Raw genomic sequence first — 11,961 nt, forward strand, 5'->3', positions numbered from 1 at the left:
CTCAGCGCGGACGGCGGGTTGCAAGCCTCTCCAGCGCGGCATCGAGCGTCGCATCGCGCTTGGCGAAGCAGAAGCGGACGACATTCCTCACCGCGCCCTCGGCATAGAAGGCGCTGACCGGGATCGCGGCGACGCCGCTCTCGGTGACGAGCCGCCGGCAGAAATCGGCATCATCGCTCTCGCCGAGTGGAGCGATGTCGACATTGAGGAAATAGGTTCCGGCGCTGGGCAGCACCGCAAAGCCGAGATCGCGCAGTCCCGTGGCGAAACGGTCGCGCGAGCGCTGGAAATCGGCACGCATGTCCTCGAAGTAGTCGTCCGCCTTGCCGAGCCCGTAGGCAACCGCCGCTTGCAGGTTCGGCGGGGTGGTGAAGGTGATGTACTGATGCGCCTTGGCCAGGACCCGCATGATCGCGGGAGCGGCCATGACAAGCCCGACCTTCCAGCCGGTGAGCGAGAAAATCTTGCCGGCCGACGAGATCTTAACGGTGCGCTCGCGCATGCCCGGCCGGCCGAGCACCGAGGCATGGCGATGCCCGTCGAAGACGACATGCTCCCAGACCTCGTCGCAGATCGCGATCGCATCGTGGCGTACGCAGAAATCGGCGAGGAGGTCGAGATCGGCCTGGCCGAAGATCGTCGCCGTCGGGTTGAGCGGGTTGTTGAACAGCACGACCTTCGTCTTCGGCGAGAAGGCCTTGGCCAAGGCCTGCTCCGTCAGCCCGAAATGCGGCGGCGTCAGCGTCACGAATTTCGGAATGCCGCCGGCGCGCCGCACCAGCGGCAGATAGGCATCGTACATCGGCTCGAACAGCACGACCTCGTCGCCAGGCGTGACGAGCGCCATCAGCGCTCCGGCAATCGCCTCGGTCGCACCGGAGGTCACCATCACCTCGCTGTTCGGATCGAGATCGAGGCCCTGCCAGTGCTTGTAATGCGTGGCGACCGCCTGGCGCAGTTCAGGCAGACCCATCATCGGCGGATACTGGTTCCAGCCGTCCATGACGGCATCCGCGGCCTTGCGCCGCACATCCTCCGGCCCCGGATCATCCGGGAAGCCCTGGCCGAGATTGACCGCGCCGGTTTCGCGCGCGAGCTGCGACATCGCCTCGAAGACGGTGGTCGGGAGAGCGGAGAAGATCGGATTCATCGCAGAGGCCGGCAGGAACAAGGACGAAGCCGGCTTTAACATGCCGCGAGGCGGCGCGCATCCCGAGCCCCGCAACGAGCACGACCTCATTCCATCAACTGCCGAGTGATGAATGTTGACATTCGTCATCGGTCAGTGTTTACTGAGTCTCAGCCGGTCCTCGGCGGGATCTTGTTGCGACTTCGCCCCTTTGGCGTAGCAAGGTGCCGTAGTGGACCGGCGAACCTTGTCAGGATGACGATCCCTGCGAGCGGGATCATCCGGCGCAGACAGCGGCCAGAGTCCCGCACCTTCCTTGCATGAAGATTGCCCTCGGCAAGCGGCTTTCCGCGCCACGGAAAACCGGGCTAAGCAGGGCGATGCCTCGCGCTCCTACGCCCGCCATCATGATCCTCGGCACCGGCTCCAATGTCGGCAAGTCGCTGGTCGTCGCCGGTCTCTGCCGGCTCTTCGCGAATCGCGGGCTGCGCGTGCGCCCCTTCAAGCCGCAGAACATGTCGAACAATGCCGCCGCCACGGCCGGAGGCGAGATCGGACGCGCACAGGCGCTGCAGGCCCGCGCCGCACGCATCGAGCCGCATCCCGACATGAACCCGGTCCTGCTGAAGCCCGAAGGCGAGCAGGGCAGCCAGATCATCCTGCAGGGCCGCGTCGCCGGGCGGCTGGCCTCCCGCGATTTCGCGCGGCGCGGCGATTTCCTGCCCCGCGTGCTGGAAAGCTTCGGGCGCCTTAGCGAATCGGCCGATCTCGTCATCGTCGAAGGAGCCGGCTCGCCGGCCGAGACCAATCTGCGCGCCCGCGACATCGCCAATCTCGGCTTTGCGCGAGCCGCCGGCGTTCCTGCGGTGCTGGTCGGCGATATCGATCGCGGCGGGGTGATCGCCAGCCTCGTCGGCACCCATGCCGTGCTCGATCCGGCCGATCGGGCGATGATACGCGCCTTCGCGATCAATCGGTTCCGCGGCGATGTCGGGTTGTTCGGCCCCGGCCTCGATACCATCGCGACCGCGACGGGCTGGCCCTCTCTCGGTGTCATCCCCTGGTTCGCGGCTGCGGCGCGCCTGCCCGCGGAAGACGGACTTGATATCCGCTCGGGGCAGAAGCCCGGCGCGCGCCTGAAGATCGCCGTGCCGGTGCTGCCCGGCATCGCCAATTTCGACGACCTCGACCCGCTCAAGCTCGAGGATGCCGTCGACCTCGCGATGATCGGCCCCGGCCAGGCGCTGCCGGGGGATGCCGATCTCGTCATCCTGCCGGGTTCCAAGACGACCTTGCGGGACCTTGCCGCGTTGCGACGGGAGGGCTGGGACATCGACATCCTCGCCCATCGCCGGCGCGGAGGACATATCCTCGGCCTCTGCGGCGGCTATCAGATGCTCGGGCACGTGGTCCGCGACCCGCTGGGACTGGAGGGCACCGCCGGAGAGGCGCCGGGCCTCGGCCTTCTCGATGTCGAAACCTGCCTCGATGCCGAGAAGACCGTTCGCGAGATCGGCTTCGCCGACATTGCGAGCGCCACGCATGGGCAAGCCTACGAGATCCATCTCGGCCGAACCACAGGCGGCGACACCCTCCACGCGCCGTTCCAGGTCGATGGGAGGGCCGAAGGGGCGGCAAGCCCCGACGGGCGGGTCGCTGGCTGCTATCTGCATGGCATCTTTGCTTCGGATGCAGTGCGCGGCGCCTGGCTTACCCGCATTGCGGGCGCCGGCCTGTCGTCGATGCTGAACTACGACGATGCCGTCGACAGAACGCTCGATGCACTCGCGGACCATCTCGAGCGCCATCTCGACACCGTTACGCTGCTGGATATCGCGAAATCGCGCGCTCCGACCTCATAAGCCATCGGAACGCCGGATCAGAGTGTAACCCCTCGCGCGAATGGCAGCGGCTTGTCAGGATTGGACTTCAGCCGAGATTGATGTGAATCAAATCAAAAGCCTTTATTCGCCATAGCGTTGACGAATGACGAAATTCGTCATAAGGATCAATTCTTCACCGCATTCGTTGAAATACAAACAAGCCGGCGACGCCGTGAGTCATTCCGAACGCGATACCAAGCAGATCATCGTCGACACCGCCGAACGTTTTTTTCGGGACATCGGCTATCAGAAGACGACCGTGGCGGACATCGCGAAGTCCCTACGGATGAGCCCCGCCAATGTCTACCGCTTCTTCGATTCCAAGAAGTCGATCAATGAGGCCGTGCTGGAGCGCTACAAGCGCGAGCAGGAAGAAGCCATCGCCACCATCGCCGCCGAGGATCGGCCTGCGGCAGATCGGCTACGCGATATCCTCGCGACCTCCTATCGGCTCAACGCCGCCCGCTTCGCCGGGCATGCCAAGATGCAGGAAATGGTCTGTGCGGCGATGGAGGAGAGCTGGGACGCGATCATCGCGCATATCGAGCGCTTCGACGTCGTTCTGCGCCGGGTCGTGGCCGATGGCATCGCCCGTGGCGAATTCCGGCCTATGGAGCCTGCCCATGCGACGGGCTGCATCCGCACGGCGATGATCCGATTCATGCATCCTCTGCTGATCACGCAATGCGAGTGCATTCCCGGCCCCTCGCCCGACGAAATGATCGCCTTCGTCCTCAGCGCGCTGGAAGCCAGGCCGTCTGTGAACTGAGCGACCGCACAACGGCGCGTTGACAAGCCATCGAGGGAGCGGGATACCCCGCCTGACATGGCCATCCTGCCCAAACAGAATCTGAAGAAGACAGCTGTCGTCGTCCACGACCTCGTGATGACGGCGCTGGCGATCTGGCTCGTCTTCGTCGTTCGCTTCGAAGGCGGGCAGCTCGACGAGCATCTGCGCTACCTGCCGCGCTTCCTGCCGTTCTTCGTGGCTTATGCCGGGCTGGTCTACTGGTTCTTCTCGCTCTACCGCTCGAAGTGGCGCTTCGCCTCGCTGCCGGACCTGTCGAACATCGTCAAGGCCGTCTCGATCCTCACCGTGAGCTTGCTGGTGATCGACTATGTGCTGGTCGCACCGAACTTTTACGGCAATTTCTATTTCGGCAAGATCACCATCGCGCTCTACTGGCTCGTCCAGACCTCTCTGCTGGGCGGACCGCGCCTTGCCTATCGCTACTTGAAATATGCCCGGTCGCGCTCCAACGCAGGACGCGAGGGGACTCTGCCGACCCTGATTCTGGGGCGTGGCGTCGAAGTCGAAATGGTGATCCGCGCGATCGAGACGGGGACGATGAAGCGATTGCGGCCATCTGGCATTCTGTCGCCTCGCCCCGACGATCTCGGCCAGTCGATCCGCGGCGTCCCGGTGCTCGGCTTGCTCTCCGACATCGAGGCGATCGCGTCCGATGCCACCGAACGCGGGGAGGCCTTCCGCCGCATCGTCGCCACGCCGTCGGCTCTGTTGCCTGAAGCACAGCCCGAGAAATGGCTCGCCCGGACCCGCAAGCTCGCCCTGCCGATCTCGCGCATCGAAACCCTGGGCGAAGGCGCGCGCGACACCGAGGTTGCACCGCTGGAGATCGAAGACCTCTTGGTGCGTTCGACGGTCGCCATCGACCGCGAGCGGCTCGGCGCCTTTCTCGAGGGCAAGCGGGTGATCGTCACGGGCGGCGGCGGGTCGATCGGCTCGGAGATCTGCCTGCGCTGCGCCGCCTTCGGCGCGGCCGAGCTGCTGATCGTCGAGAGTTCGGAGCCCGCCCTGTTCCAGATCACCGAGCAGCTTGCTGTCCAGGCTCCGGACACGGCTGTCTCGGGTGTCCTGGCCGATGTCCGCGACCGCGACCGCATCATGCCGCTCTTCGTCGCCTTCCAGCCCGACATCGTCGTCCACGCTGCTGCGCTGAAGCACGTTCCCTATCTTGAGGCGGATTGGAGCGAGGGCATCAAGACCAACATCTTCGGCTCGGTGAACGTCACTGATGCCGCTGTCGCTGCCGGAGCGAAGATCTTCGTGATGATCTCGACCGACAAGGCGATCGAGCCGGTCTCGATGCTCGGCGCGACCAAGCGCTTCGCGGAGATGTATGCGCAGTCGCGCGATGCCGAGTTCGTGGCCGCCGCCTCCGACATGCGGCTCGTGGCGGTGCGCTTCGGCAATGTGCTCGGCTCCGTCGGTTCGGTGGTGCCGAAATTCAAGGCGCAGATCGCCCGGGGCGGCCCCGTCACCGTCACCAGCCCCGACATGATCCGCTACTTCATGACGATCCGCGAGGCCTGTGACCTCGTGCTGACTGCGGCGTCGCACGCCACCGTCGATGGGCAGCATGCCGAGCGGGCAGCGGTTTATGTGCTCAAGATGGGCCAGCCCATGCGGATCATGGACCTGGCCGAGCGGATGATCCGCCTTGCCGGTTTCGAGCCGGGCGAGGATATCGAGATCATCGTCTCCGGCGTCCGCCCCGGCGAGCGCCTGAACGAAATCCTGTTCGCTCGCGACGAGCCGATGGCCGAGACCGGGCTCGACGGCGTCATGGCGGCCAAGCCGATCTTCGCCGGCCGCGCCCGCCTGCAAGGCTGGCTTTCACGGCTGGACGCGGCCGTGAAAGCCGACGACCGCGCCGCGGCCAATGCGGTGCTCGACGAGGCGATCCCCGATTTCAGCCAGCGCGAGGCCCAGCAGCCAGACGCGCCAGAGCCGCTTTCGTCTCTGCAGGCGGCTGCCAGCCGGCCTTGAGCAGGCGCTCGGGCCGCGCGACGAGGCTCCCCGCCAGCTTGAGAAAGGTCTCCTCGCGCCCGGCGAGGCGCGCCAGCCGCCTGAGCAAGGCTTCCGGCACCGCAAGCAGCCCCGGCGAACGGCCGAGGCCGGAGCGCAGCGCCGCCAGGATGTCGGCGACGCTGATCGGCTCGGGGTCGGAGACCGTATAGGCCTGCCGCGCCGGGCAATCGGGCGTCAGGGTGAAGCGGATAGCGTCGGCCATGTTTTCGACGGCAAGCAATGAGCGCGGCGCCTTCAGATCCCCGAACGGGAGGGGGATGGGGAGCCGCGCGAGCCTGAGCAACGCCGCCATGTTGGCCTTGACGCCGGAGCCATAGATCAGCGTGGGGCGCAGCGCCACCCAATCGAGAGCGAGCCGATCGAGCCCGCGTTCGGCCGCGAGCTTTGAGCGGCCATAGGCATCGCCGGGCACAGGCTCTGCCGCTTCGGACAAGGGCGGTCCGTCGAAGGCGCCGGACAGCGCCTTGATCGAGGAGAGGTAGACGAAACGCCGCACGCCGGCCGCCACGGCCGCTTGCGCCAGCTCCAGCGTCGCTTCGGTGTTGATGCGGTTGTAGAGCGCCTCGTCCAGGCCCGGCCCGGCATGGGCAAGACCTGCCATGTGAACGACGTGATCGACGCCTTCGAGGGCCGGCCGCCAATCGATCGGCCCCGCCAGATCGCCCGTCACGATGGTTTCGATGCCGTCTGGTGCGTCGTGCGGCCGACGCTGGGCGAGACGCAGGCGATGGCCGGCCTGGTTCAGAGCCGCAACGACGTGCGGGCCAACGAAGCCGCTGGCGCCGGTCACGAGGATCAACGGGCTAGCCATGCCGCGGCCCTGCCGCAAAGCGGTGCAGCAGCAACCCCGTCAGCAGGCCGGCGGCGGCGAGGCAAGCCAGCTGGACCCCGGTTTGCGGCCAGGCGATCGAGATGCCGGCCAGCACGACGAGAGCGACGTTCAGAAGAGCGACGCGCCCGATCACCGCGATCACGCTGAAGCCGTTCGTCGTCGCCTGCTGGTAGAAATGCGAGCGATGCGCCTCCCAGACCTTCTCGCCACGCGCCAGACGGCGCAGCAGCGTGATGGTGGCATCGGCGATGTGGTAGAGCGGCAGGATCACCGCCGCGGCAAAGGCGCCGGCTCCGGCGAGCCGATAGAGCAGATAGGCGGTGACGAGGCCGATCGGGAGCGAGCCGACATCTCCGAGAAACAGCCGGGCTACCGGCTTGTTGAAGGGAGCGAAGCCGATCAGCCCACCGCAAAGCGCAGCGGCCAGCCAGCCGGTGACCGGATCGATGACACCCGCGCTGCCCGCCAGTGCGAGAGCCCCGGCCAGCGGCACCAGGCCTGCGACGGTGATCCAGTCGAGCCCATCCATGAAGTTGACGAGGTTGACGAACCAGACCCCGGCGAGAAGGGCAAGCGCCCGCTCGATCGCCAGCGGCACGACCTCCGGGAAGAGGCGCAATTCCGGCGCGGCGCGAAACAGGACGTAGCCGACACAGGCCGCCTGCAGCACGAGGCGAATGCCGGCAGGCAAAGGCCGGATGTCGTCCCAGGCGCCGACGAGGGCCAGGGCCAGAACCGCCGAGCCGAGGATCAGCACCGTCCGCCACGCTTCGCTCTCGCCCTGTCCGAGCCAGAGCGCCACCGCCAAGGCCAGGAAGGCTCCGGCGAGCACGGCGATGCCTCCGCCCTGCGGCGTGGGCACCTTATGGCTGGAGCGCGCATTCGGCCGGGCAAGCGCATAGCGCATCAGGAGCGGGCGCAGCCAAACGCAGAGCAACGCCGCCAGGAAGGCAGCGGCGGAGAGGGCGACAAGCGGGATCAGCTGGATCGACAAAGCGGGCCGCACCATAGTCGAGGCTGCGCAAAAGCCTAGAGCTAATGCGCCGCATAGCACCCGATGATCGACGCCGGCCCGCCCTGAGATTTATTGCTTGAAGCCGACCAGCACGCCATCGGCGCCAAACGAAAGCTGCAGCCCCTGCCGACGCGTGGCCAGCCGCAGCGTCACGCCCTTGTCATTGCGCAGCCAGACATTGCCGCTTCCCTGATTGCCGACCGCCCAGCCTTCCTTCAGCTGGACATAGGCGCCGGGGAAATCGGAGACGTTGCGCAGGCCATAGACCGTCCCCGTCGCGACGGTGCGGGAGGCGCCGACCGTACCGATACCGAGACCGCCGACGGTGATCGGATAGGAGCGGCCGCGGAAGCGCAAGGTGCCGCCGCCGCCCTCGCCAGAGGCGATAAAGCCCGCCTGGAACTGCTCGATGCGCACGGAACCCGTGGAAGGTCCGAGCGAGCGCGCCGACTGCGCCATGGCTGGCGGCGCCAGCATCAGAAAGGCCGCGAAGGAAACGGCTGTGTGCCTGATCGTGATCATGTCCTACTCCTTGCGCTCGATTGGCGGCGCAGGGAATGAACCCGCGAAACGCGATTTCGATCCCGACACGGGAGGCGTCGCGATCAGGCTTAGCTCCCCCGACGGCGGCGAAAGGTCGGAAATGACTGCGGCGGAGCGGGAAACCGCACAATTCGACGCAATTTTATCTGCCGAATTGATCCCGATTTCAGAGCTCGCCCGGCATGGTCCCGCGTAACGATCCATCCGCCGCAGGTCACCATGTCTCCTGTCCGATTCGTGAGTTTCGCCTTCCTGCTGGCGCTCGCCGTCTTTTTCTTCTCTTCAGCGCAATCGGCGCCGGTCTGAACCGGCTCGCCGCGCAGCCAAGCCGTCGCTTCGACACCTTCCGCCGCTGCGGTTCCCCCGGGACTGCCCGGCTACGCGCCCGTATCTGCGATCTGCAGGATGTAGCGGCCATAGTCGCTCTTCGCGATCTGCTCGCCGAGGGCCCTGAGCTGGGTGATCGAGATCCAGCCCTGGCGATAGGCGATTTCCTCGGGGCAGGCGATGCGCAGGCCTTGCCTGGCTTCGAGCGTACGGACGAACTCGCCGGCCTCGATCAGGCTGTCGGGCGTGCCGGTGTCGAGCCAGGCGAAGCCGCGGCCCATCGATTCGACCGAAAGCTCGCCGCGCTCCAGATAGATGCGGTTGATGTCGGTGATCTCGAGCTCGCCGCGCGGGGACGGCTTCAGGTTCTTCGCGATGCCGACGACCTGGGCGTCGTAGAAGTGGAGGCCCGTGACCGCCCAATGCGACTTGGGGTTCTGCGGCTTCTCTTCGATCGAGATCGCCTTGCCGTTCGCGTCGATCGCTTCCGTCTCCCGCTCAGGCCGCGCCGAGGCGCTCGCCGAACCGCCCCCAGTCAGCCCTTGAAGTGCTTGGACAGCTTGAGGGCCTGGCCCTGATAGTTCGATTTCAGCCCGGCGCCGTAGAGCGCCTCCGGTCGTGCCGCCATGGCCTCGTAGACGAGCCGTCCGACGATCTGGCCGTCCTCGATGATGAAGGGCACGTCGCGGGAGCGAACCTCAAGCACCGCGCGCGCGCCCTGGCCGCCGGCGGCGCTGTGGCCGAAGCCGGGATCGAAGAAGCCCGCATAATGCACGCGGAATTCGCCGACGAGCGCGTCGAAGGGCGTCATCTCCGCGGCATAGTCCGGCGGGACATGCACGGCCTCCTTGGAGGCGAGGATGTAGAACTGGCCGGGATCCAGGATCATGCTGCGCGAGCCGTCATCCGGGATCGGCTCCCAGAAATCGGCTGCGCGGTAGGCGCCGACGCGGTCGACGTCGATCAGGGCGGTGTGATGCTTTGCGCGATAGCCGAGCAAGCCGTCGAAACCCGAGAGATCGACGCTAACGGCAACGCCGCCCTGGAATGAGGGCTCTGCAGCAGTGACCAGCGTCTCGCGGGCATGGACCTCTTCGAGCGCACGGTCGTCGAGCCGGGTCTCACCGGCGCGGAAGCGGATCTGCGAGAGCCGTGAGCCGGAGCGGACCAGCACAGGGAAGGTGCGTGGCGAAATCTCGATGAAGAGCGGCCCTTCATAACCGTCCTCGACCAGATCGAATTCGCGGGCGCGGTCGGTGATGACGCGGGTGAAAACGTCGAGACGGCCAGTCGAACTCTTCGGATTGGCGGCGGCGCGCAGCCCCTTGGGCAGTTTCAGGCCTTCCATCAGCTCGGCGATGTAGACGCAGTCGGTCTCCAGCACCGCACCGCGCGTCAGGTCGATCTCGTGCAGCGACAGATCATCGATTCGGCTGCGCACCGTGCGCGCGGGACCGGGCAGGAAGCTGGCGCGGACGCGGTAAGCGCGCTCGCCCAGGCGCAAATCGAGGCTCGCCGGCTGGATCTGTCCCTCGGCCGGCGGCTGGGCGAGCCTGATCGCGCCCTGCTCGATGAAGGCGCGGATGGAGGCGTCGGGCTGGATGCCGGGCTTGAAGGGCAGCATGCGAGGTCCGCGAGGATAATCGGTCATAGCTAGCGAAGCGCCCTGGAAAGGCCAAGCACGGCGGGCCACATGCGGGCAATAGCCACAGGGTTGTCCACGCCAGAATCAAAGCACAGACGCATTGACGCTGCCGCCGGCAGGCCGATAACTGAGCCGTGGCGGCAGACGCCGTCACAGGCTGCAGCCGGAGCCTCGACCATGTATCAGGCACAAACGCGCGGCGTGCGTGTGACCGTGGCGCCGTCCTTCCTGGAAGCGGAATCCTCGCATGCGCAAGGCCGCTATTTCTGGGCGTACGCGATCGAGATCGTGAATCTCTCGACGCAGACCATTCAGCTGATGACCCGTCACTGGTTCATCACCGACGGACGCGGCGAGATGCATGAAGTGCGCGGCGAGGGCGTCGTCGGCAAGCAGCCGGTGCTCAGACCGGGCGAGAGCTTCAACTATACCTCCGGCTGCCCGCTCACGACGCCGGACGGCTCGATGCACGGTTTCTACGCCATGCAGGATGAGAGCGGCACGATCTTCGACGTCGAGGTGCCGCTCTTCCCGCTCGACTCCCCCTATGTGAAGAAGGTTCTGCATTGACCGCCTCCGCTCAAGCTGGGCAGCGCCATACGCCGCTCGAGATGCTCGCCCGCCTCGTCGCCTTCGACACGGTCAGCGACAAATCCAACCTGCCGCTGATCGATTTCGTCGAGGCCTATCTTACGGGGTGGGGCGTACCCTCCGTCCGCTTCCCGAACGCGAAGGGCGACAAGGCGGCGTTGTTCGCGACAATCGGGCCACAGGATCGCGGCGGAGTCGTGCTGTCCGGGCATACCGATGTCGTGCCGGTCACAGGGCAGGCCTGGAGCCGCGACCCCTTCACGCTGCATGTCGAGAACGGCCGCGCCTATGGCCGCGGCGCCGTCGACATGAAGGGCTTCCTGGCGCTGGGACTGGCGCTGGTGCCGGATTTCCTGGCAGCCGACCTCAAGACACCGATCCACCTCTTCCTGTCCTATGACGAGGAGGTGACCTGCCTCGGCGTCGTCGACGGCATCGCCGCAATGGGCAAGACGTTGCCGCGGCCGCGCGCCGTCATCGTCGGCGAGCCGACCTCGCTCGATATCTGCGACGCGCATAAGGGCGTCCGGACGTTCCAGACCGTCATCAAGGGCTTCGCCGCACATTCGTCCAAGCCGCAGCTCGGCGCCAGCGCGGTCCATGCCGGCGCGCTGCTCGCCGCCGAGCTCGACCACATGGCCGAGGACGCCGAGCAGCGGCTTGACGCAAGCGGCCGCTTCGACCCGCCCTACGACACTGTCCATATCGGCTCGTTCCATGGCGGCATCGCCCGCAACATCCTGGCCGATCACAGCGAGATCCTCTGGGAGATCCGCACCCTGCCGACCTCCGACCCCGAGGCGGGCCCCGCGCGCTTTGCCGCCGTGTCGGACAAGGCCCAGGCGCGGATGCGCGCGACCGCGCCGAGTGCGGCGATCGAGACGTTGATGACCTCCGATGTGCCGGGGCTGGCGCCCGAGCCGGGCTCGGAGGCCGAGCGGCTCGCCATGCGCCTGTCAGGGCGCAACCACACCATCGCAGTCTCCTATGCCACCGAGGCCGGGCATTTCCAGCATGCCGGGCTGGCGACCGTGGTCTGCGGGCCCGGCTCGATCGACCAGGCGCATCAGCCCGACGAATACATCACGCTGGAGCAGCTCCAGGCCGGCGAGGCTTTCATGCGCAAGCTGATGGCGGAGTGCCGGGGCTGAACGTTCCTTTCC

11 protein-coding genes and 1 pseudogene are annotated in these 11,961 nt (G+C 66.5%); 6 read left to right on the forward strand and 6 right to left on the reverse strand.

Annotation, left to right across the window (positions count from 1 at the left end):
- Position 1: 1 nt before the first annotated feature.
- Positions 2-1,150, reverse strand: a complete 1,149-nt coding sequence (locus tag FQV39_RS19350) for an aminotransferase (RefSeq protein ID WP_149131774.1) — start codon at positions 1,148-1,150, stop codon at positions 2-4.
- A gap of 359 nt (positions 1,151-1,509) precedes the next feature.
- Between FQV39_RS19350 and FQV39_RS19355 the strand changes: the two genes are divergently transcribed.
- From FQV39_RS19355 to FQV39_RS19365, 3 genes are all read left to right on the forward strand, one after another.
- Positions 1,510-2,991, forward strand: coding sequence for a cobyric acid synthase (locus FQV39_RS19355; protein WP_149131775.1), 1,482 nt, complete (start codon positions 1,510-1,512; stop codon positions 2,989-2,991).
- Positions 2,992-3,184: 193 nt separating this feature from the next.
- A complete protein-coding gene (locus FQV39_RS19360) occupies positions 3,185-3,781 on the forward strand; it encodes a TetR/AcrR family transcriptional regulator (protein WP_248313067.1) in 597 nt (198 codons plus the stop codon).
- A 66-nt stretch (positions 3,782-3,847) separates the two neighbouring features.
- On the forward strand, positions 3,848-5,803 hold the full coding sequence (locus tag FQV39_RS19365; RefSeq protein WP_149133933.1) for a nucleoside-diphosphate sugar epimerase/dehydratase: 1,956 nt from the start codon (positions 3,848-3,850) through the stop codon (positions 5,801-5,803).
- On the opposite strand, the gene FQV39_RS19370 is transcribed toward FQV39_RS19365, so the two are convergent.
- The 3 genes from FQV39_RS19370 to FQV39_RS19380 form a co-directional block, all read right to left on the reverse strand.
- Positions 5,727-6,656 carry an NAD-dependent epimerase/dehydratase family protein gene (locus FQV39_RS19370; protein ID WP_149131777.1) on the reverse strand — a complete coding sequence of 310 codons (930 nt, stop codon included), beginning with the start codon at positions 6,654-6,656 and terminating at the stop codon, positions 5,727-5,729. The genes FQV39_RS19365 and FQV39_RS19370 overlap by 77 nt on opposite strands.
- On the reverse strand, positions 6,649-7,686 hold the full coding sequence (locus FQV39_RS19375; RefSeq protein WP_149131778.1) for an MraY family glycosyltransferase: 1,038 nt from the start codon (positions 7,684-7,686) through the stop codon (positions 6,649-6,651). The genes FQV39_RS19370 and FQV39_RS19375 overlap by 8 nt, the downstream gene beginning before the upstream one ends.
- Positions 7,687-7,761: 75 nt before the next feature.
- A complete protein-coding gene (locus tag FQV39_RS19380; protein ID WP_149131779.1) occupies positions 7,762-8,214 on the reverse strand; it encodes a hypothetical protein in 453 nt (150 codons plus the stop codon).
- Here FQV39_RS19380 and FQV39_RS19385 point away from each other — a divergent pair.
- Positions 8,213-8,431, forward strand: coding sequence for a hypothetical protein (locus FQV39_RS19385; RefSeq protein WP_149131780.1), 219 nt, complete (start codon positions 8,213-8,215; stop codon positions 8,429-8,431). The two genes, FQV39_RS19380 and FQV39_RS19385, sit on opposite strands and share 2 nt — an antisense overlap.
- A gap of 181 nt (positions 8,432-8,612) precedes the next feature.
- Here FQV39_RS19385 and FQV39_RS19390 read toward each other — a convergent pair.
- Both FQV39_RS19390 and FQV39_RS19395 read right to left on the reverse strand, forming a co-directional pair.
- Positions 8,613-9,041: pseudogene (locus FQV39_RS19390) on the reverse strand (sugar nucleotidyltransferase); the annotation flags it as partial.
- Positions 9,042-9,097: 56 nt separating this feature from the next.
- Positions 9,098-10,186 (reverse strand): 2'-deoxycytidine 5'-triphosphate deaminase, encoded by a 1,089-nt coding sequence (locus tag FQV39_RS19395; protein ID WP_149131782.1) that lies wholly within the window; start codon positions 10,184-10,186, stop codon positions 9,098-9,100.
- A 198-nt stretch (positions 10,187-10,384) separates the two neighbouring features.
- On the opposite strand from FQV39_RS19395, the gene apaG reads away from it, so the two are divergent.
- Both apaG and argE read left to right on the forward strand, forming a co-directional pair.
- Positions 10,385-10,777 carry a Co2+/Mg2+ efflux protein ApaG gene (apaG, locus tag FQV39_RS19400; protein WP_149131783.1) on the forward strand — a complete coding sequence of 131 codons (393 nt, stop codon included), beginning with the start codon at positions 10,385-10,387 and terminating at the stop codon, positions 10,775-10,777.
- Positions 10,774-11,949 (forward strand): acetylornithine deacetylase, encoded by a 1,176-nt coding sequence (argE, locus tag FQV39_RS19405; RefSeq protein WP_149131784.1) that lies wholly within the window; start codon positions 10,774-10,776, stop codon positions 11,947-11,949. The genes apaG and argE overlap by 4 nt, the downstream gene beginning before the upstream one ends.
- Positions 11,950-11,961 lie beyond the last annotated feature (12 nt).

The organism is Bosea sp. F3-2, from assembly GCF_008253865.1.
GTDB lineage: Bacteria > Pseudomonadota > Alphaproteobacteria > Rhizobiales > Beijerinckiaceae > Allobosea.